The organism is Streptomyces sp. NPDC006283 (assembly GCF_040613325.1).
Lineage (GTDB): Bacteria > Actinomycetota > Actinomycetes > Streptomycetales > Streptomycetaceae > Streptomyces.
Genome location: NZ_JBEXRZ010000002.1, coordinates 1 through 19192 on the forward strand (window position 1 = coordinate 1; position 19192 = coordinate 19192).

The window sequence follows — 19192 nt, forward strand, 5'->3', positions numbered from 1 at the left end:
GGACCTTGCCCGCCCGCAGGGGCAACACCAGAATGCCGACCTGGGCGAGCGTGAGCGCAGTGGTCAGAGCGCGCGGCCTGCGGTCGGGTGGGGGCCGGGGCCTTGCGCGGCCCGGGACGGACCGAGCGAGGTGCGCTCGGCCGAGCGGGGCGCTCCTCGGGCCGGGGAGGAGGAAGATCAGTAGGCGGAGTCGACGTTGTCGATCGAGCCGTACTTGTCGGCCGCGTAGTTGGCGGCCGCGGTGATGTTGGCGACCGGGTCGGTCAGGTCGTGCGGGGTGCCGGCCACGTGGTAGGCGTCGAACGTCGGCTGGATGACCTGGAGCAGGCCCTTCGACGGCGTGCCGTTCTGCGCGTTCACATCCCAGTTGTTCTGGGCGTTCGGGTTGCCGGAGGACTCACGCATGATGTTGCGGTGCAGGCCCTCGTAGCTGCCGGGGATGTCCTTGGACTTCATGATGTCCAGGGCTTCCTTGATCCAGCCGTCGAGGTTGTCGGCGTACTGCTTCTTCGCCTTCTTCGCCGGAGCGTCCGCCGCCGACACCTGCGCCGCCGCGACGTTGGCCGACACCGGTGCAGCCTGGGCGGCCGACGGCGCCAGGGTGAGCGCCGCTGCTGCGGCACCCGCGGTGGCTATCCCCGCGACGGAGAGCTTGCGGAATCGGGCGATGCGGCTGCTGGTGTTCTTGGCGGTGGCGGTCATACGGGGGTAACTCCATCTGAAGACGACATGGGGATGCCGACCGAATGCGGTGATGCGGTGCGGCATAGGCGGAGAAGATCTCCACCTGGCGGCCGGAGCGGTCGAGCGGACTCGTTCTGCTGTCCGGCCCTGCGCCGGGCTCCCCGGACGACAGCCATGTTTAGGGGCGCTTCGAGGGGAGCGCAAGGATGTGACGTACTACCCGACTACAGAGCAATTGCCCGAAATGGTCCGGCCGGTACGCCCTGGTGCCGGATCGAGGGCTGCTCGGTCTACTACCTCCCCTAGGACGTGACGTGGGCCCTATGCGGGGCATCACAGCCACGACGCCCTTCGGGGGTATTCACCTGACTCAACGGTCGACGGTCCTCACGCTCCGTGCCCGCCCCCGAGCGCTGGCCGACGAACAACGGTGTCCGTCTTCGGGCCAATGGCATGATCCGGCCGTGGATACGCGTACGAAGGCAGACGGGATACAGGCGGACCGGCCCATGGAATGGGCCGTGCGGCCCGCCGGGGCGGCGGACGTCGAGGCGATCGCGGAGCTGCGGGCCGTGGTGATGCGCCCGGACCTGGAGCGGTTGGGTCGGTTCGACGAGCATCGGGTCCGGCAGCGGCTTCGGGATTCCTTCTCCCCGCGGCACACGTCGGTCGTCCTGGCCGCCGGCGCCTTCGCGGGATGCGTCGCACTGCGTCCGGCCGACGGCGGGCAGTGGCTGGAGCACTTCTATCTGGCCCCGGAGGTCCAGGGACGGGGGCTCGGTTCGGCCGTCCTGCGGACACTGCTGGACCGGACCGATACCGACGGCTCGCCCGTCCGTCTGAACGTCCTGCAGGGCAGTGCCGCCCGGCGGCTGTACGAGCGCCACGGATTCACTGTGGAGACCGAGGACCCGATCGACGTCTACATGGTGCGACAGCCGGGCGCGGCATCCTCCTGAACGTGACCCCTTGCCGGAGGCAGCAGACGGGGGCGGCGGGACCGAGTAGGTCCCGCCGCCCCCGTCTGCTGCTTGCCTCCGCCGCGTCAGGGACGCTTCTGGGGCATCTCGCTCCGAGAGCCCTGCTGGGCGGGCAGGCCGTCGAGAGCCGTGACCGTCCCGGCGTCGGGGACCGCCCGCTGCGCGGGGCCCCACGTCTCGCGCGTCATGAGCACGCCCACGAGGCCGATGACGGCCACGCCGACGTAGAAGCCGGCTGGACCCCACCACCCGAAGGAGTCGGCGAGCAGCACGGCGATGAACGGTGCGAAGCCGGCCACCGATGCGGCGGTCTGGTACCCCAGGGAGGCTCCCGAGGTGCGGGTGCCGGTGCGGAACAGCTCGGCGAACCAGGCCGCCTGAGTGCCCGTCAGGGCTGCGTGGATGACGCCGATGGCGATGAGGAAGACGAGCACGATCAGAGCCGGGGCCCCGGTGTTGGCCATCATGTACATCGGGATGCCGAAGGCCACCGCGAGCAGGCAGCCGACCAGATAGACCGGCCGGCGTCCGACACGGTCGGTCAGTGCACCGGACAGGACCGTGGTGGCGACGGCCAGCAGGCTCGCGATGACAACGCCGGCGAGTGCGACGCTGCGGTCGTCGGGGTCGCGGTCCGTGATGTACGACAGCAGGTACGTCGCGGTGAGGTAGTAGGCGCAGGACTCGACCACACGCAGGGCGATGATGCGGAGGATGTTGCGCCAGTCGTCGCGGAGCACAGCGGCGAGCGGATTGCGCACCGTGCCGCCCTCGGCCTTGGCCGTCTCGAACTCCGGCGACTCGCTGAGCTTCATCCGGACGACGAGCCCGACCACGATCAGCAGGGAGCTGGCCAGGAACGGCAGGCGCCACGCCCAGTCGCCGTCGAGGGAGGCGGACAGCAGAAAGGCGACGTTGGCCAGCGCGATGCCGAGCGGGTTGCCGGCCTGCGGTATCGCCGCGTACAGACCACGGCGCCTGCGGGGGGCGTGCTCGTACGTCATCATCACCGCTCCGCCCCACTCGGCGCCGAACGCGAGGCCCTGCACACAGCGGATCGCGACGAGCAGGGCCGGGGCGACCACGCCGACCTGCTGGTACGTGGGGAGCAGGCCGATCATGACAGTGGCGACGCCCATGGTGAGCAGCGCGCCGACGAGCACGGGCTTACGTCCGTGCCGGTCGCCGAGGTAGCCGCCGAGGGCTCCGCCGACGGGTCGCATGAGGAAGCCGACGCCGAGCGTGACGAAGGCCAGGAGGGTGCCGACCACCGGGTCGGAGTCGGGGAAGAACGCGTCGCCGAAGTAGAGGGCGGCTGCGGTTCCGTACGCGACGAAGTCGTAGTTCTCCACACAGGTGCCTGCTGCCGAGGCGAGTGCGGTCTTGATGCGGCCGGGTCGGGCGTCCGGCGCGGAGGATGTGCTGAGCGCGCTCATGCCGGGATCTCCTTTGATGGCGGTATGCGCGGGGGACGGTTCAGCTCGCCGGCCACGGGGAGACGGCCGGTTCTCGGGGAGCGGGGGGCTTTCGCGGAGGGGACGGGGGCGGGGGTGCTTTCGTGGGAGGGGAAACGGGGACGGAGGTGCGTCGCGGGGCGGCTCGGAGCGGTGGAAACCGCAGACGGGGATGCATGCGGTGGGGGAAACGAGGACCGGGTGGGCGGTGCGCGGCGCGGGCGGTCAGAGCCGGTCGGCGAGCTCGCGCGCGGACCGCAGTTCGAGCTCGTGGAGCTTGGCGACGCGCCGCACGGTGTCGTCGTCGTTGTCGAACGTCGCTCCGAGGAACGCCTCCAGCACTTCGGTCGCCGTCCCGGGGCCGATCAGCCAGGCGCCCATGGCGAGGGCGTTGGCGTCATCGTGTTCGACGGCCTGGTGGGCGGAGTAGACGTCATGGCCCAGACCGCACCGGATTCCGGCGATCTTGTTGGCCGCCATCAGGGCGCCTGCGCCGGTGCCGCACACCAGCACGGCCCGGTCCGCCTCGCCCTTGCGCACGGCGTCGCAGGTGGCGAAGGTGACGTCCGGGAAGTCGACGGGCGTGTCGGTGCCGACGCCCCGGTCGATCACCTCGTGCCCGAGGCGGAGCAGCACCTGGTGCACATGGTCCTTGAGCCCGAGGCCCGCGTGGTCGTTGCCGAGCGCGATACGCATGGCAGTCCTTTCTGACGAAGTGTGAGGCGGTGGGAATCCCCGAACCTCCGGGGACGGGCGGTCAGTCGGTGGGCCGCCCGGTCGAGGACTCCCGCACCACGAGCCGCATCGGGAGCACCACGGACTCACCCGTGCCGCCTTCGATGACCTCCAGCAGGAGCCGCATCGCCCGTTCTCCGAGGGCGCGTGCGTCGTGGGCCACCACGGTCAGGGGCGGATCGATCTCCCCGAACCACTCGATGTCGTCGAAGGCGATTAGAGCCAGATCCGTTCCGATGCGCAGGCCCCTGCGCCGTACCTCGCCCAGGGCGCCGACCGCCATGAGACTGTCGGCGGCCAGCAGGGCTGTGGGGGGACGGTCCGTCGCGAGGAGCGCCGCGGCCGACGCGCTGCCGCTCGCACTGCGGAAGTCGCCGACGGCGATGAGTTCCGGATCCTGGTCGAGGCCGTGCCGTGCCACGGCGGCGAGGAACGCGTCGTGGCGCGCGCGTCCGGTCGACACGGACGGAGGCCCCCCGATGTACCCGACGCGGGTGTGTCCCTGGGCGGCGAGGTGGGCCACCGCGAGGTCGACCCCCTGCGCGTTGTCCGCCGTCACGCTGGGCACGTCGAATCCTTCGACGGTCCGGTCGACGAACACGAGCGGGGTACGGCCCTGTTCCAGCGCTCGCAGGTTGCCGCTGCCTGCACCCTGCGGGGCGATGATGATGCCGTCGACCCGTTGGGTGAGGAACGCCTCCAGGTAGGTGTCCTGCTGTGCCGTGTCCTCATTGGCGTTGGCGAGCAGGGTCACGTAGGAGGAGGCGAGTGCCGCTTGTTCGGCTCCGTGGGCGACATCGGCGAAGAAGGGGTTGCGCACGTCGGAGACGAGCAGTCCGACGGCATGGCTGCGGGCCGACCGCAGGCCGCGGGCGCGGGCGTCGGGCCGGTAACCGAGTTCCGTGGCGGCCTGGTTGACCCGCTCGCGAGCCGAGGCGGAGGTGGCCGGGCTGCCGGAGAGCACGCGCGACGCGGTTCCCACGGACACGCCCGCGCGGGCTGCCACGTCCTTGATGGTCACGCTGGTGTCCATGGGTGCCTTTCGGGCACGGCTCCGCACTGAGGCCGGCCGGGCGGGGATGGGTGGAGTGGGCGGAAACGATTCCATGGAATCGTTTCCAGCGGGATCATGGATGACGACCGTCCCATGCGTCAAGGGGTGTGACGGGCGCACTTGAGTGCACGCCGTCCCAGCTCTTCCAGCTGCGACCGTCGGCCCGGCACGCGCCGGACACGCACTCCCTCGGGCCCAGGGCCCGGCAGGCGCGTGTCCAATGCGCGGCGTTCTAGAGTCGGAACGCCTCGCCCGCCCCGTGATCGGAGACCACGTGTCCCAGCACCTCACCATCGTCACCGGTGGCAGCCGCGGCATCGGCGCCGCGGTCTGTGCCCGCCTCGCAGCCGAGGGTCATGACGTCGTGATCGGCTACCGGACCGACATGTCCGCCGCGCACGACGTGGCCGAGGCCGTGCGCGCGGCCGGCCGCCGGTCCCTCGCCGTCCAGGTCGACACCGCCGACGAGGCCTCGGTCGACCGCCTCTTCGACAGCGCCGCAGAGCTCGGCGTCGTGACCGGCCTGGTGAACAACGCGGGTATCAGCGGCCCCAACGGCCGCCTCGCCGACGCCGACGCGGACGGCATGCGCCGCGCCCTGGAGATCAACGTCTGGGGGTACCTGCTCTGCGCCCGCCGTGCGGTGCGCGACATGACCCGGTCCGGCGGCGGGGGTGCCATCGTCAACATCTCCTCCGCCGCGGCCACCCTCGGCAGCCCCGGCCAGTACGTCCACTACGCGGCCACCAAGGCCGCCGTCGACGCCATGACGACCGGCCTGTCCAAGGAAGTCGCCGCCGACGGCATCCGCGTCAACTGTGTCGCACCGGGCACGGTGTGGACCGATTTCCACGAGGACCCGGAGCGTCCCTCGAAGGTCGCCGTCAACGTCCCCATGGGCCGCGCCGGAGAGCCGCAGGAAATCGCGGGAGCCGTCGCATGGCTGCTCTCCGACGACGCGTCGTACGCGACCGGCGCGATCCTTCGTGTGGCGGGCGGAATGTAGCCGGCGCCGACCGCATCACGGGAGGCCCGCCCCGGTCTGCTTCACCCACCGGGATGGGGGTACTCAGGCTGCTCCCGGCCGGTCGCGGCAGAAGAATCGGCTGGGTGTGCCCGAGGCGGAAGCACTGCTTCCGCCGCCCGCCGCCCGAATCCGTGGAGGATGAATGAACCGGAACGACTCCGGCCCCGAGGACGGCATCCCCGGCAGGCCGGCGCCGCAGCCGCCGGCCGTCGAGGAGCCGACCGAACCACGCGACCCGCTGCCGCCCAAGCCGGATCAGAGCGGGCCTGCGAGCGTGAGCCCGACGGGGCAGGAAACCGGAGCCGTCCCGGCAGCCCTCGCCCAGGGCGGCGCGTACCTCACGACCGCGCAGGGTGCGCGGCTTCCCGACAGCGACCACTCCCTGAAGGCCGGAAGTCGCGGTCCGGTCCTGCTGCAGGACCACCATCTGCGCGAGAAGATCACGCATTTCGACCACGAGCGCATTCCCGAGCGCGTCGTCCACGCGCGCGGGGCCGCCGCGCACGGTGTGTTCAAGGGCTACGGCAGCGCCGCGCAGATCACCAAGGCGGCATTCCTGCGCAAGGACGTGGAGACCCCGGTCTTCGTGCGTTTCTCGACCGTGCTGGGATCGCGCGGTTCGGCGGACACCGTCCGCGACACCCGAGGGTTCGCGACCAAGTTCTATACGAGCGAGGGCACGTTCGACCTCGTCGGCAACAACATCCCGGTGTTCTTCATCCAGGACGCGATCAAATTCCCGGACGTCATCCACGCCGGCAAACCGCACCCGGACCGTGAGATCCCACAGGCGCAGAGTGCCCACGACACCTTCTGGGACTTCGTCACCCTGCACACGGAAGCCACCCACCACACGCTGTGGAACATGTCCGACCGCGGCATCCCCCGCTCGTTCCGCATGATGGAGGGTTTCGGCGTCCACACCTTCCGGCTGGTCAACGCCGAAGGGGCAACCACCCTGGTCAAGTTTCACTGGAAGCCGAAGCTGGGCGTCCACTCCCTCGTGTGGGAGGAGGCGCAGATCACGAGCGGTATGGACCCGGACTTCCACCGCCGTGACCTCGCCGACGCCATCGAGGCGGGCGCCTGCCCGCAGTGGGAACTGGGCGTTCAGACCTTCCCCGACAATGCCGAGCAGACATTCGAGGGCATCGACCTTCTCGACCCGACGAACATCGTTCCCGAGGAAATGGCGCCGGTGCAGCCGATCGGCCTGTTGACCCTGAACGCCAACCCGTCGAACTTCTTCGCCGAGACCGAGCAGGTGGCCTTCCACCCCGGCCATCTCGTCCCGGGCATCGACGTCACGGACGACCCGCTGCTGGCCGGGCGGCTCTTCTCGTACCTCGACACCCAGATCAGCCGGCTCGGTGGCCCGAACTTCGCCCAGATCCCCGTCAACCGCACCCACGCGCCCGTCAACGACATGCTGCGTGACGGCATGCACCAGACGGCCGTGCACCGCGGAACCGCCCCGTACCGGCCCAACTCGCTCGACGGAGGCTGCCCCTTCCAGGCCGGCCCGGACACGGGTGCGTACATCGAGGTGCCCCGCGACATCCCGGCGGCCAAGAAGGTCCGCCAGGCGCCGGATTCCTTCGCCGACCACTTCAGCCAGCCCCGGCGCTTCTGGCTCAGCATGTCGCCCGTGGAACGCGAGCACATCATCGCCGCCTATTCCTTCGAATTGGGCAAGTGCTACGAGCAGGCCATCAAGGAACGAGGGCTGCGCGTCCTCGCCAACATCGACCCCGAGCTGTGCGCCGGGGTCGCCGCCGGCCTCGGTCTGCCCGCGCCCGAGGCGAAGGAAGCGCTCTCGAACGTCGAACCCAGCCCGGCCCTGTCGCAGATCGGGCGTGAGTGGCCGCTGGACGGCCGCGTCATCGGCATCGTCGCCGACGCCGGCTGCGACCTCCACGGCGTACGCGCCGTGCGCCGTGCCGTGCTCGAGGCAGGCATGGTCCCGCTGGTGGTCGCGCCGGCCGGAGGGGAGCTCGGGACCGGGGGAGAGCGCGTTGTCGTGCAGCGCACCTTTGCCACAGCCCGCTCGATCGAGTTCGACGCCCTGCTGCTCGCAGGGGCCCCGGCCCCGGCGGCCGATGCGCTCGGCGCCCGGGACGCCAAAGCGGGGGATTCGGCAGGGCGGAATGCGGGGGTGGACCCGAGGGTGCTGCTGATGCTGTCCGAGGCCTTCCGGCACGGCAAGGCCATCGGTGGATGGGCCGGCGCCGACCGGGTCCTCGAGGCGGCGGGCGTGCCGGCCGACGCGCCCGGGGTGGTGAGCGGCGACAGCGGCGAAAGCGCACTGCAGGGGATCACCCGGCTGCTCGGCAGGCACAGGGTCTGGGACCGCTTCGACGCGGGCTGACCGGACCGCCACGCCACCCACCGGCCGGGGCGCCGCCTCACGGGCCCCGGCCGGTGGCGTCGTCCGTGCGTATGCCCATCGACGGCTGTACGGGTCCTCGGTGCTCTACCGCTCGGACACGTCCCGCAGCACACCGATCTTGTCGATGCGGTGCTCGGGATTGCCCTTGGCGTCACGCCAGAAATTGCCGGCCGCGTCGTCCTCCGGCGTCGCGCAGGTCGAGATCGTGATCATCGCCTTGGTGGGCCGCTCGCCGGGACGGCCGGGCACCGGCGCCCGCTGCTCCGCGAGCGAGCGCTCGGAACGGAAGGACGTCTGCCGGGTCTCTGTGATCACGTACTCGTACACGGAACCGCCCGCGGCGACGAACACGGAGTCGCCCTTGCCGACGGACGGCAGGTCGCGCAGCGGCCCTCCGGCCGACAGGCGATGGGCCGTGACCAGGTAGTTGCCGATCTCGCCCGGCCCGACACCGCCTTGGTCACCGTACGGGCTGGCGGCTACGCCGCGGTTCTGGATCAGGGTTCCCGGCCAGTCGTCCGTCGTGCCCTCGTACGGGACGACACGCAGATCCGTGAGCCCGATCGACGGTATGGACAGCACGGCCGTCTCGGTCCGTGGGTCGGCCCTGCGTGCCGCGGGCTCCGAAGACACGCCTACGCCGGGCCCGGACGCGCCGGCGGCGGTCTGCGACGGGGCGGTGGCCGGGTCCGTGGTGCGCGGCGGCGCCGGCGCGGAGGCGGGCGACGCGGCGGGAACGGAGGCGGACCCCTCGGCAGAGGCGCCGGCGCAGCCCGCGAGGAGGATGCCGAGAATGCCCGCGACAGCGGGGAGAACCACACGGGAAGGGATCATGAGCAGCCGGAATCCGTAGCCGGGACGCTCCTTCGGTCCTGGTCGAGTCGACTCGGCCAGGAGCAGGATGCGTGAAAACAGCATAATCCGAGCAGACGTTCCCATCCTGGTCAATGCCCGCCCACCCCCGCACCCCTGCCGATCACCGTCGCACCCCGCTGTCAGTGCCCCGTGCCAGCATGGAAACGTGACGAATCTGGCCCACATCCGGCAGCTGCGACTGGCCAAGGACGCGATGGACCGCGACTGGGCCGAGCCGCTCGACCTCGACGCGATCGCCGCCCACGCCGGATACTCCCGCTACCACTTCGTGCGGGCCTTCAAGGCGGTGTACGGGCAGACACCCGGCCAGTACCTCTCGCGGCGCAGGGTCGAGCGGGCCGAGGAGATGCTGCGCACCGCCAATCTGTCCGTCACCGAGATCTGCACGCTCGTCGGATTCAGCAGCCTGGGGACCTTCTCCGCCCGCTTCAAGAAGCAGACCGGTCTCTCGCCGAGCGACTACCGCTCCCGGCATGTCGGCGCCGGCGCCGCGCTCATCCCGGGTTGCTACGCGATGCTCTGGGCCGGCGGCTTCTCACCTGCGCGTCCGTCTGCCGGGCAGGACGTGGGTTCCGCCGAGCCCCGCAATTCTGAAGAAGCATGCTGAGGCAGCCGCCGCCTACGGTGGCAGAGCCGGAGAACACCACACCTTCCAGGAGCACGACATGATCAAGGGCCTCGCCATTTCCACCGTCTGGGTGCTGGACCAGGACCGGGCCAAGGAGTTCTACACCGAGAAGCTCGGCCTCGAGGTACGCACGGACATGACGATGGGCGAGGGCGGCATGCGCTGGGTGACCGTGGGCGCCAAGGACCAGCCCGATGTCGAACTGACGCTGATGGTGCCGGGCGCTCCTTCGATGGACCCCGAGTCGGCCGCGGCCATGAAGACCCTCGTATCCAAGGGCATTCTCGGCGCGGGCGTCCTGACCACGGACGACATCCACGGCGACTACGAGAAGCTCAAGGCTCGCGGCGTCGAGTTCCTGCAGGAGCCGCAGGAACGCCCCTACGGCACGGAGGCGATCTTCCGCGACGACTCGGGCAACTGGTTCTCGTTCACCCAGCGGCGACAGGGCGACCTCGATCTCGACAAGGACTGGGCCTGCTGACGGGCACGCCGGACGGGCCTCGTCACGCCGGGTGGGCCGCGTCCCGTCCGGCACCGAGGTCCCGCCCGGCATCGAGGACGTAGAGCAGCTGCTGTGTCTGCGCCACCAGCCCGCCGACCGCTGTCGCGATCTCGTGATCCTGATCGTGATGGTGGTCCAGCATCTGGGCCTTGAGTCGGCGGTGGCTCTCCCAGGCGCGCTCCATCGCCCTGCCCCGCGCATCGCCGTCGGGCCGGGACGAGGTGATCGCGGCCCGGTCCGCCTCGCACACGTCCGCCGTCGCACGGAACAGCTCAGGCAGGCAGCCGAGCACGTGTTCCGGCGGCGCGGCGAGCCTGCGCCAGTCGCCGGCCGTGTCGACCAGCATCCCGGTGACCGACTCGAGATGGTCGGTCACCTGGTACCAGTGGGAGTCCCAGTCGCGTGGCGGCGCTTCGGGCGCGCGCCGCAGACGGCGCCCCGGGTTGAAGCGGTGACTCTCGTCCGTCCACATACGTGCGTCGTGCAGTCCCTGGAGCGGGCCGGCGAGCCGCCAGGCACGCTCGTACCACTGCTCGGCGCTCGCCCGGGCGTAGCCGTTCTCCACGTCCTGCGCCATGTCGCGCAGCAGCGCCGCGCTGTCACGGCCGAGCCGGTCCAGGCTGTCGCGCACGTCGCGCAGGTGGACGGGCGGCAGGATCAGCGCGTTCACACCGATTCCGATCACCGCCCCCACCAGCGCCTCGAAGAGGCGGTGAAAGACGGCGGTACCGGAGAACGAGCTGTAGGCCAGCACGAAGACTGCCGTCGTGGGGGCGTAGATGCCCTGGTCACCGAAGCGGGGGTAGTTCCCGAGCAACACGGTCAGCGGCAGGGCGAGTGCCATCGCCGCCATCGTGTTGCCGGTCAGCGCGGCGGCACCGGCCGCGAGCACGGTGCCGACGCCGATGACGACAAGCTGCTGGACTCCGGCGCGCAGGGAGCGGTAGACGGTGCTCTGCACGAGGACCACGGCCGTCCAGGGAGCCATCAGTGCCATCGGCGCCTGCCACCACCACCCCACCAGCGCCCAGGCCAGGATCGCGGCTCCGGCGGCCTTGAGCGACTGGACAGCCAGGTCGCGTTCGGGCCCTGATGTCGTCAGGGCCCGGCGCACGGACGCCGCGACCGCCGACAGTTCCCACCCGGCGCGCCGCCACCATGCCACGGCCACCTGCAACCTCCCCGTCATCCGCCGTATCGACCGCCTGTCGGGGCGGTCGGTACGGCGGGTGCCCCGGTGGCCGCGCCCAACGCATGGTGAGCCGTGAACGGGCGATGAATCGTCGGAAGCGGTGAGGTCGGGGGAGCAGGGGCGGGCGGCAGCGGCCCGGCCCGGCAGGTCACCAGATCACGTTGAGCGCGCCTGGTTGGACCCGCGCCGTCACCGGGAGCGATGCGTCGACCTCGCCGTCCGCGCCGTAGGGGACGGGACGGTCCGCTTCGATGCGCACCTCCTTGCCGCGCAGGATCTCCACCTCGGGCCGTTCGAGGTGAGCGCCCGTCTTGAGCTCGTTCATCATCGTGAAGAACAGCCGCTTGGGGGCGTGCCGTATCACAACGACGTCCAAGAGGCCGTCGTCGACCCGTGCACCCGGCGCGATGTTGCGGCCGAAGCCGTAGAAGCCGGAGTTGGCCGCCACGACCGTGTAGCCGCGCCGTTCGTACTCGGCTCCGTCGATGGTGAGGCGGTACGCGGCGGGCCGCCACGCCAGCACGGCCCGCAGGCCGCCCGCGTAGTACGAGGCGGCGCCCCGCAGCAGCCGGGAGGTGTTGGCGTGCCGGTTGGCCACCGCGTCCACGCCCGCGTACACGCTGCCGAGCACGGACGTCGCGTCATGGACGGCGGAGGTGACCTCGATGGTGTCGACCGGCCTGGGGGAGCCGCCCAGCAGCAGCTCGGCGAGGGCTTCGGGCCGGGACGGCAGGCCGAGTGCGCGGGCGAAGTCGTTGCCCCGCCCGGCGGGGACCAGGCCGAAGACGGCGTCGGTGCCGCTGAGGGCCCCGCCCACGCAGCCGGCTATCCCGTCCCCGCCCACGGCGAGCACGACATGGCCCTGCCCGCCCGCCTGCCGGGCCACCTCCCGTGCGTGTTCCAGGCTGCGGCTGTACTTCGTATCGAGCTGCGCCCCGGCCTCCCTCAGGGCGCGGGCCAGCGGAAGCAGGGCCGCCGTGCCGCTCGACCCGCCCGCGGCGGGGTTGACGACGGCGGTGAACTGTCGCATGAATACGCCTCCGGAAGGCTGGGGCCGGTCAGCGGACGGGGATGAGGACGCCGGGGTTGAGTACCCCGGCGGGGTCGAGCTCGGCCTTGAGAGCCTGCAGGATACGGACCCCGACGGGGCCGATCTCCTCGGCGTACCAGTCACGGTGGTCCGTGCCAACGCCGTGATGGTGGCTGATGGTGCCGCCCGAGGCCACGATCGCGTCGTTGGCCGCTCGCTTGGCGGGTGCCCAGTGGGCGACAGCGTCTTCGCCCTGGGCCGAGACCACCGTGAAGTACAGCGACGCGCCGTTCTCGTACACGTGGGAGATGTGGCACATCACCAGGGGCGGCGTGCCGGCCTCGGTCAGCGTGGTCGTGAGCGCCTGCCGCACGGAGTCGTAGAGGCCGGGCAGGGCCGACCAGAAGCCGGCCGTCTCCAGGGTCTCGGCGAACGCGCCGGCGTCGAGCAGCGCGTCACGCAGGTACGGCGCGTTGTAGCGGCCGTGCGCCCAGCGGTCGCCCGGCTCCTCACCGACGTACTCACCGCCGCAGGCGAGCAGCACCTCCCGGGCATGCGCCCGGCGGTCGGCGTTGTCCTCTTCGGTGCCCTCGTAACCGGCGATCGCCATGCAGCCGGCCGGCGGCTGCGCCTGCGAACTGCCGATCCGGTCCGGCTGCGCCAGGCCGATGAAGGTCTCGGTCTCGTCCGACAGCCGCAGCACGGTCGGCCGCGGGCCGTCCTGCGCGAGCCTGCGCAGGGCGGCGGCCCCGGCCTCGAAGGACGGGAAGCGCCAGCCCTCGTAGACCTTGGCCGCCGGCCGCGGCCTGATCCGTACGGTGACGGAGGTGATCACGCCGAGTGCGCCCTCCGAGCCGAGGATCAGCTGCCTCAGATCGGGGCCTGCCGCAGAGCGCGGCGCGCGGCCGAGCTCCAGCGTCCCTTCGGGCGTGGCGACGGTGAGACCGAGCACCATCTCGTCGAAACGGCCGTAACCGGCCGACGCCTGGCCGCTGGAGCGGGCCGCGGCGAAACCTCCGACCGACGCCCACTCGTACGACTGCGGGAAGTGCCCCAGGGTGAAGCCCTGCTCGTCGAGCAGCCGTTCGCACTCGGGCGCACGCAGCCCCGGCTGCAGGGTCGCCGTGCGGGAGACCTCGTCGAGGGCGAGCAGGGCGTCCAGCCTGCGCAGGTCGAGGGCGATGAAGCAGCGCTTGCCCTCGGGCGCCAGGCCGCCGACGACGGACGTGCCGCCGCCGAAGGGGACGACGGCCACCCCGTGTTCCGCGCAGACGCGCAGCACGGCCACCACTTCGTCGTGGCTGCCCGGCAGCACCACGGCCGCGGGGACGTCGTCGACCTCGCCGGCCCGGATGCGCAGCAGGTCGGGTGTCGACTTGCCACGGGTGTGGCGGATACGGCTCTCCGCGTCGGTGCGCACATGGGCCGCGTCGCCCACGCACGCGGCGAGCGCCTCGCGTACCGCGCCGGGCAGCTCGGAGGCGGGGACCTCGATCGAGTCGAGCGAGGCCGGTGCGCCGGCGCGCGGCGTCACACCGAGCAGATCGCGCAGCAGGCCGATCACCGTGTCCGGCAGCGGGGCCGCCTTGGCCGGGTCGCCCCAGCCGCTCCACAACATGTCCACTTGGGCTGTTTCCTCACCGTCGGTTCGCGGGGCGCACTGCCGCGCGGCCTGCACTGGCATTACACTGTGACAGATGACGCCCATTCGTCACAACCATTCGGACGGAGACACCGTCCTCGACGCCGCACGCGACTGCGTCCTGGCCGTCGGTGTACGCAGGACGACCCTCACCGACATCGCCCGGCGCGCCGGGGTCTCCCGTATGACGCTGTACCGCCGCTGGCCCGACGTGCGCACCCTGGTCGGCGACCTGATGACGCGGGAGTGGATCGCCCTCGCCGTCGGGGCCATGCCCGAGCACGATCCCGGCACCCCCGCCAGGACACGGCTCGTCGACGGACTGGTCGCAGGAGTCGCCGCCTTCCGGGCCCATCCGCTCTTCCACAAGATCATCGACGTGGACCCCGAACTGCTGCTGCCCTACGTCCTCGACCGCCGGGGCGCCAGCCAGGACGCGCTGCTGGGACTCATCACCGGCGGACTGGAGGAGGGCCACGACGACGGGTCCGTCCGCCGCATCCACACCGACCGCCAGGCCCGCTCGCTGCTGCTCGTCGTGCAGTCCTGCACGCTCTCGCTGCGCACGATGACCGATGAGGCCGACCCCGAACTCACCGAAGCCGCCTTCCTCGACGAACTGCGGATCATCCTGGAGAGGACCCTCGCACCATGAGCAGCCCGGACAGGCCGGCCGCCACTCCCGCCACCTCCTCGCTGAACACGGCACGCCGCAGCCGGGAGCTCGCCGAACTCGCCGAAGGAACCGAGGTCGACGTCCTCGTCGTAGGCCTCGGGGCCACCGGCGCGGGCGCCGCCCTCGACGCCGCCTCGCGCGGCCTCAGCGTCGCCGCGATCGACGCACACGACCTGGCCTTCGGCACCTCGCGGTGGAGCTCCAAGCTCATCCACGGCGGACTGCGCTACCTCGCGACCGGACACCTGGACGTCGCGCACGAGAGCGCCGTCGAACGGGGCATCCTCATGCAGCGCACCGCCCCCCATCTGGTGCGGGCCCAGCCCTTCGTCCTCCCGCTCACCCCCCTCGTCTCCCGCGGTCAGGCCGCACTGGCCTGGGCGGGCTTTCGGGCCGGGGACGTGCTGCGCGCCTGTGCCCGCACCTCGCGCACCGCGCTGCCCGCGCCCCGCGCGCTCTCCGCCGTGGAGACCCGGCACATGGCCCCTGTGCTGCGGCCGACCGGCCTGCGCGGCGGGCTGCTCTCCTGGGACGGCCAACTCACCGACGACGCCCGCCTGGTGACCGCTGTCGCACGGACCGCCGCGGCCCACGGGGCCCGCATCCTCACCCGTACCCGTGCACTCGCCCTGAGAGGCAACGGCGCCCGGGTCCGCGACGAGGTGACGGGCGACGAGCTGGACATCCGGGCCCGCACCGTCATCAACGCCGCAGGGGTGTGGGCGGGCGGGCTGGTCGACGACGTCCGCCTGCGGCCCTCACGAGGGACCCATCTCGTCCTGCGCTCGCAGGATCTGGGCAGCCTCACCACCGGCATGCACATCCCCATCCCCGGCGAGTCCAACCGGTTCGTCCTCGTCCTGCCGCAGGGCGACGGCCGGGTCTACGTGGGACTCACCGACGAGCCGGTCGAGGGCGAGGTCCCCGACGTGCCCGAGGTGCCGGAGACCGACATCGGCTTCCTCCTCGACGTCCTCGGCTCCGCCCTCGACGTACCCCTGGGCCGCCAGGACGTGGTGGGTGCCTTCGCCGGACTCCGGCCCCTCCTGGACACCCGCGCGGCGGGTCCGGACGGCGCCGCCGGTCAGGGACGTACGGCGGACATCTCCCGCCGGCACGCGGTGCTCACCTCACCGGAAGGGGTGGTCACCGTCGTCGGCGGCAAGCTCACCACGTACCGGCGGATGGCCGAGGACGCCGTCGACGCGGCCCTCGTGTCCGGCTGCCTGACCGCCGGCCCCTGCCGTACGGCCGCCGTGCCCCTGGTCGGCGCTGCCTCCGCGAGCACGCTCGCGCGGCTGGACGCGCCGCGGCGCCTGGTCCGCCGCTACGGGGCCGAGGCCCCCGCGGTCCACGCCCTCGGCCTCGCCGACCCCGCCCTGGGCCGTCCGGTCGTCGAGGGGCACCCCGTCACCGGGGCCGAACTGGTGTGGGCAGTACGGCACGAGGGCGCCCTCGACGAGTCGGACGTCCTGGACCGTCGCACGCGCATCGGCCTCGTCGACGAGGACCGCCGGGCGGCTCGGTCCGTGGCCCGCGAGGCGCTGGACCGCTGCACCGTCTGACGCCACGGCTCCCGCCATGGCGCTCGGCCCGCGACGCCCTCGACCCGGAGCCTGCTCGCCGAGCGGCGGCAGGCTCCGGTCGGGGGCGTCGTGCACGGCCTCCTCCCCGATGCCGTGCTCCAGGTCGAAGAACGACAGGCGCAGGGTCACCTCGCCGGCGCCGTTCCCCGCCATCCCGATTCCTCGTGGCTCCCCTCGTTCCGCGCCGACACATCCGCCCGGCCCGCCCGTTCCCGTGATGTCCCGCAATCCTGCGGTTTGGTGTGTCGCCTGGGTCACGTTAAGGCCAGAGCTTGAAACCCGTAGGGCTGATGGCGCGTCTGTCTCGACGGCGCCGGAAGGCAACGGAGAGCAGTCTCGAGGAGCTGTTTTCCGACCCGCCCTCCATCGGGGGAGCCGTTGTAAACAGGATTCACATGGTCACGGTACGTACTGAAACCACTACGTCGTAGCCACGTACTGTCACATGAGAAGCCCGGGCACGCTCGCACGGGCAGGGGAGGAACTGACATGAAACCGTTCGCGTGGAACTACGCTCGCCCTGCCGATCCGGCGGCGGACATCGCCCCCTATGCGTACGACGCCGCACTGCAGTTGAACGTTCTGGCCGACGGCCGCCCCGCCATCATGGACAGGGCACTGCTCGCCGCGGCCGGCACGACGACCTCGAAGGCCGGCTCCGCCACCCACTTCGACGACTGACCGGCTGTGCGACGTGACGGTGCTGGTACTCACATGCGAAGGCGATGTCACCGCCGACATGGTGGTGGCGGAGCTCCACGAACAGGGCGTCCCGCTGGTGCGGTTCGACCCTGCTGAACTCCCCGGCGGCGGGGCGATGTCGGCGGAGTACGTACGGGGGGAGTTCCGCGGCTATCTGTCGAGCGGCGGCCGTGTGGCGAGCATGGAGGGCCTGCGGTCCGTCTGGATCCGCAGGCCCGGGGAGCCTGCGGCGCACGCCGCGGAACCGTCCGACTGGCTGACTGTCGAGAGCTCCCACGCCCTGTACGGAATGCTCGACAGCACGAGTGCGCGATGGATGAACCATCCCAGCGCGGCCGCCAGGGCGCGCCGCAAGCCCTGGCAGTTGCGCATCGCGCACCTCAGCGGCTTCGCCGTGCCCGCAACCCTTGTCACGACTCATCCGACGATGGCCCGTCAGTTCGCCGAGCAGTACCGGCATGTTGTCGTCAAGTCGGTCTCCGGCAAGTCGCCGGGCAACCCGCCGATGGCGCTGCCCACCACACTCGTCCCCCCGGACGCCGACTTCTCCGGTGTCGCCGCAGCGCCCACGCTGCTGCAGCGCTACATAGCCAAGCGCGCCGACATCCGGCTGACCAGCGTCGGCGACCAGCACTTCGCGGCACGCAAGGCGGCGGAACCGGGGCAGGTCGACGGCCGTTACGGGGACACCGGCCACGAGTGGCAGCCCGTGGAGACGCCCCCGCAGATCGCCCGGGCCGTCGAGACCTACAAGAAGCACGCCGAACTCGCTTACGGGGCCTTCGACTTCGCCGAGGACTCCACGGGGCAGTGGTGGTTCCTGGAGTGCAACCAGGGCGGCCAGTTCGGTTTCGTGGAACTGGAGACCGGCCTCCCGATCGCCCGGGCGGTCGCATCCTGGCTGGGCGCGGAAGCGGTGTGAAGAGGCCGGCCTCGAGGACCGTCCTTGCGGCCGAGGGGACCTGTCAGGACACGGCAGAGGCGTGCCGGTCCGTGACGAGACGCATGACCCTGCCGCTGACGGGTTCCTCGAGCTCGCCGCGCACGTCGAGCAGACGGACGACGATGTTGTCCCGCTGGAAGATGGTGCTGGCGGCCACCAGGCTGCCCGGCCGGTCGGCCTCCGCCTCGTCGGCCTCGGCCAGCGCACGGGCCGCCCCCATCCCCTGCCCCGGCTCGACCTGGTGGATCACCGCCATCCGCCGGATGCCCACCTCGTCCGGCCGGTCGGCCATGACGTGGTGCACGGTCGGCAGTGCGGCGCGCATGAAGAACATGCGGGCGGACTCCGGGTCGTCGAGATCCCGCTCGACCTCGAGATACGGGTTGATGGCCTCCTCCACGGCCCGTACCTCCGGCTGCCGCGCGACGTGCTGCAGGGCCGTCATCAGGTCGCCCTGGACCTCGATGGTGCGTACGACGCGGTTTCCGTGCATGAAGAGCGAGGTGCGGTGCAGTCGCGTGTGCGCGTCCACGCGGGCCTGCGGTGACGCGTAGTCCGCCAGGATGTCCGCCACGTCCTGCTCGCTGCCGGGCTTCACCGTGAAGGTGAGCGCTGACCGGACCAGGCCGTCACTCGCGCGCGGCGCCGTCTGGAGCCTGCCCAGCCGGCGCGGGGCGACGTGGACCGTTCCCGTTTCACGCAGGACGCTGTACCGGAAGGACCTCGTGCTGCGGGCGCAGACGCTCAGCGGTTTGACCATCTCGAGGTGCTCTTCGCTGTTCACCCAGGACAGGAAGGGCACAGCGCTCTGCCATTCACTGGTGATGAGCCACTGCGAGGGATTCTCGATCGACTGGCACAACTGGTCGCTGATGTGGCCTGGTACGGACGCCACCTGGTCGCACAGCTGGTCGTACGCTGCGAGAAACTGCGGCTCGGTACCTTCGTGCAGATCCATCAGGAGTACGACCCTGAGCATGGCACCGTCGAACGACGAAATCGACACGCGGTCAGAGGCTGCGATAGTCATGCGCTCCTGCCTTCATCCATTCCGATGGTTCCGCCGGGCACAGGAAACGCCGGCCTGCT

General features: G+C 71.3%; 18 protein-coding genes. 9 read left to right on the plus strand and 9 right to left on the minus strand.

Translation table 11 applies throughout. The features are described from left to right. Window positions 1–177: 177 nt before the first annotated feature. Window positions 178–702 carry a transglycosylase SLT domain-containing protein gene (locus tag ABZ070_RS00625; protein WP_356628360.1) on the minus strand — a complete coding sequence of 175 codons (525 nt, stop codon included), beginning with the start codon at window positions 700–702 and terminating at the stop codon, window positions 178–180. Between the two features lie 491 nt (window positions 703–1193). Here ABZ070_RS00625 and ABZ070_RS00630 point away from each other — a divergent pair, with 491 nt between their 5' ends. After that, window positions 1194–1643 (plus strand): GNAT family N-acetyltransferase, encoded by a 450-nt coding sequence (locus ABZ070_RS00630; protein ID WP_356628553.1) that lies wholly within the window; start codon window positions 1194–1196, stop codon window positions 1641–1643. Window positions 1644–1729: 86 nt separating this feature from the next. On the opposite strand, the gene ABZ070_RS00635 is transcribed toward ABZ070_RS00630, so the two are convergent. The 3 genes from ABZ070_RS00635 to ABZ070_RS00645 form a co-directional block, all read right to left on the minus strand. After that, a complete protein-coding gene (locus ABZ070_RS00635; protein ID WP_356628362.1) occupies window positions 1730–3100 on the minus strand; it encodes an MFS transporter in 1371 nt (456 codons plus the stop codon). A gap of 243 nt (window positions 3101–3343) precedes the next feature. Beyond that, window positions 3344–3814 carry an RpiB/LacA/LacB family sugar-phosphate isomerase gene (locus tag ABZ070_RS00640; RefSeq protein ID WP_356628364.1) on the minus strand — a complete coding sequence of 157 codons (471 nt, stop codon included), beginning with the start codon at window positions 3812–3814 and terminating at the stop codon, window positions 3344–3346. A 61-nt stretch (window positions 3815–3875) separates the two neighbouring features. Further along, window positions 3876–4886, minus strand: coding sequence for a LacI family DNA-binding transcriptional regulator (locus tag ABZ070_RS00645; RefSeq protein WP_356628366.1), 1011 nt, complete (start codon window positions 4884–4886; stop codon window positions 3876–3878). Window positions 4887–5127: 241 nt separating this feature from the next. Here ABZ070_RS00645 and ABZ070_RS00650 point away from each other — a divergent pair, with 241 nt between their 5' ends. Together ABZ070_RS00650 and ABZ070_RS00655 are read left to right on the plus strand one after the other, a co-directional pair. After that, window positions 5128–5913 (plus strand): SDR family oxidoreductase, encoded by a 786-nt coding sequence (locus ABZ070_RS00650; RefSeq protein ID WP_356628368.1) that lies wholly within the window; start codon window positions 5128–5130, stop codon window positions 5911–5913. Window positions 5914–6076: 163 nt separating this feature from the next. Then, window positions 6077–8302: a catalase gene (locus ABZ070_RS00655; protein ID WP_356628370.1), complete on the plus strand. Its 2226-nt coding sequence runs from the start codon at window positions 6077–6079 to the stop codon at window positions 8300–8302. A gap of 105 nt (window positions 8303–8407) precedes the next feature. Here the strand turns inward: ABZ070_RS00655 and ABZ070_RS00660 are convergent, their stop codons facing one another. Further along, window positions 8408–9157, minus strand: coding sequence for a class E sortase (locus ABZ070_RS00660; RefSeq protein WP_356628555.1), 750 nt, complete (start codon window positions 9155–9157; stop codon window positions 8408–8410). Window positions 9158–9392: 235 nt separating this feature from the next. Between ABZ070_RS00660 and ABZ070_RS00665 the strand changes: the two genes are divergently transcribed. Continuing rightward, a complete protein-coding gene (locus ABZ070_RS00665) occupies window positions 9393–9806 on the plus strand; it encodes a helix-turn-helix transcriptional regulator (RefSeq protein WP_356628557.1) in 414 nt (137 codons plus the stop codon). Window positions 9807–9864: 58 nt separating this feature from the next. Next, complete coding sequence (locus ABZ070_RS00670; RefSeq protein ID WP_356628372.1) at window positions 9865–10311, plus strand: VOC family protein; 447 nt, start codon at window positions 9865–9867, stop codon at window positions 10309–10311. Between the two features lie 22 nt (window positions 10312–10333). Here the strand turns inward: ABZ070_RS00670 and ABZ070_RS00675 are convergent, their stop codons facing one another. From ABZ070_RS00675 to ABZ070_RS00685, 3 genes are all read right to left on the minus strand, one after another. Continuing rightward, window positions 10334–11503, minus strand: a complete 1170-nt coding sequence (locus ABZ070_RS00675; RefSeq protein WP_356628374.1) for an aromatic acid exporter family protein — start codon at window positions 11501–11503, stop codon at window positions 10334–10336. Between the two features lie 169 nt (window positions 11504–11672). After that, the gene (locus ABZ070_RS00680) at window positions 11673–12554 is read right to left on the minus strand and encodes a diacylglycerol kinase family protein (RefSeq protein ID WP_356628376.1); all 882 of its coding nucleotides are present in this window, start codon (window positions 12552–12554) and stop codon (window positions 11673–11675) included. Window positions 12555–12582: 28 nt separating this feature from the next. Next, a complete protein-coding gene (locus ABZ070_RS00685; protein WP_356628378.1) occupies window positions 12583–14178 on the minus strand; it encodes an FAD-binding oxidoreductase in 1596 nt (531 codons plus the stop codon). 73 nt (window positions 14179–14251) lie between these two features. Here ABZ070_RS00685 and ABZ070_RS00690 point away from each other — a divergent pair, with 73 nt between their 5' ends. From ABZ070_RS00690 to tgmB, 4 genes are all read left to right on the plus strand, one after another. Next, the gene (locus tag ABZ070_RS00690; RefSeq protein ID WP_356628380.1) at window positions 14252–14851 is read left to right on the plus strand and encodes a TetR/AcrR family transcriptional regulator; all 600 of its coding nucleotides are present in this window, start codon (window positions 14252–14254) and stop codon (window positions 14849–14851) included. After that, window positions 14848–16437: a glycerol-3-phosphate dehydrogenase/oxidase gene (locus ABZ070_RS00695; protein WP_356628382.1), complete on the plus strand. Its 1590-nt coding sequence runs from the start codon at window positions 14848–14850 to the stop codon at window positions 16435–16437. The genes ABZ070_RS00690 and ABZ070_RS00695 overlap by 4 nt, the downstream gene beginning before the upstream one ends. A 510-nt stretch (window positions 16438–16947) precedes the next feature. Continuing rightward, the gene (gene tgmA, locus ABZ070_RS00700) at window positions 16948–17139 is read left to right on the plus strand and encodes a putative ATP-grasp-modified RiPP (RefSeq protein ID WP_356628384.1); all 192 of its coding nucleotides are present in this window, start codon (window positions 16948–16950) and stop codon (window positions 17137–17139) included. 13 nt (window positions 17140–17152) lie between these two features. After that, a complete protein-coding gene (tgmB, locus tag ABZ070_RS00705) occupies window positions 17153–18082 on the plus strand; it encodes an ATP-grasp ribosomal peptide maturase (protein WP_356628386.1) in 930 nt (309 codons plus the stop codon). A 43-nt stretch (window positions 18083–18125) separates the two neighbouring features. On the opposite strand, the gene ABZ070_RS00710 is transcribed toward tgmB, so the two are convergent. After that, a complete protein-coding gene (locus tag ABZ070_RS00710; protein ID WP_356628388.1) occupies window positions 18126–19133 on the minus strand; it encodes a SchA/CurD-like domain-containing protein in 1008 nt (335 codons plus the stop codon). Between the last annotated feature and the right edge of the window lie 59 nt (window positions 19134–19192).

Excerpts from the sequence above, each read along its gene's own strand:
- ABZ070_RS00695 (WP_356628382.1), top strand. The coding sequence starts at position 14,848 with ATGAGCAGCCCGGACAGGCCGGCCGCCACTCCCGCCACCTCCTCGCTG.
- ABZ070_RS00680 (WP_356628376.1), bottom strand. The coding sequence starts at position 12,554 with ATGCGACAGTTCACCGCCGTCGTCAACCCCGCCGCGGGCGGGTCGAGC.
- tgmA (WP_356628384.1), top strand. The coding sequence starts at position 16,948 with ATGAAACCGTTCGCGTGGAACTACGCTCGCCCTGCCGATCCGGCGGCG.
- ABZ070_RS00670 (WP_356628372.1), top strand. The coding sequence starts at position 9,865 with ATGATCAAGGGCCTCGCCATTTCCACCGTCTGGGTGCTGGACCAGGAC.
- ABZ070_RS00650 (WP_356628368.1), top strand. The coding sequence starts at position 5,128 with ATGCGCGGCGTTCTAGAGTCGGAACGCCTCGCCCGCCCCGTGATCGGA.
- ABZ070_RS00635 (WP_356628362.1), bottom strand. The coding sequence starts at position 3,100 with ATGAGCGCGCTCAGCACATCCTCCGCGCCGGACGCCCGACCCGGCCGC.
- ABZ070_RS00625 (WP_356628360.1), bottom strand. The coding sequence starts at position 702 with ATGACCGCCACCGCCAAGAACACCAGCAGCCGCATCGCCCGATTCCGC.
- ABZ070_RS00660 (WP_356628555.1), bottom strand. The coding sequence starts at position 9,157 with ATGATCCCTTCCCGTGTGGTTCTCCCCGCTGTCGCGGGCATTCTCGGC.
- ABZ070_RS00640 (WP_356628364.1), bottom strand. The coding sequence starts at position 3,814 with ATGCGTATCGCGCTCGGCAACGACCACGCGGGCCTCGGGCTCAAGGAC.
- ABZ070_RS00690 (WP_356628380.1), top strand. The coding sequence starts at position 14,252 with ATGACGCCCATTCGTCACAACCATTCGGACGGAGACACCGTCCTCGAC.
- ABZ070_RS00655 (WP_356628370.1), top strand. The coding sequence starts at position 6,077 with ATGAACCGGAACGACTCCGGCCCCGAGGACGGCATCCCCGGCAGGCCG.
- ABZ070_RS00710 (WP_356628388.1), bottom strand. The coding sequence starts at position 19,133 with ATGACTATCGCAGCCTCTGACCGCGTGTCGATTTCGTCGTTCGACGGT.
- ABZ070_RS00665 (WP_356628557.1), top strand. The coding sequence starts at position 9,393 with ATGGACCGCGACTGGGCCGAGCCGCTCGACCTCGACGCGATCGCCGCC.
- ABZ070_RS00645 (WP_356628366.1), bottom strand. The coding sequence starts at position 4,886 with ATGGACACCAGCGTGACCATCAAGGACGTGGCAGCCCGCGCGGGCGTG.
- ABZ070_RS00630 (WP_356628553.1), top strand. The coding sequence starts at position 1,194 with ATGGAATGGGCCGTGCGGCCCGCCGGGGCGGCGGACGTCGAGGCGATC.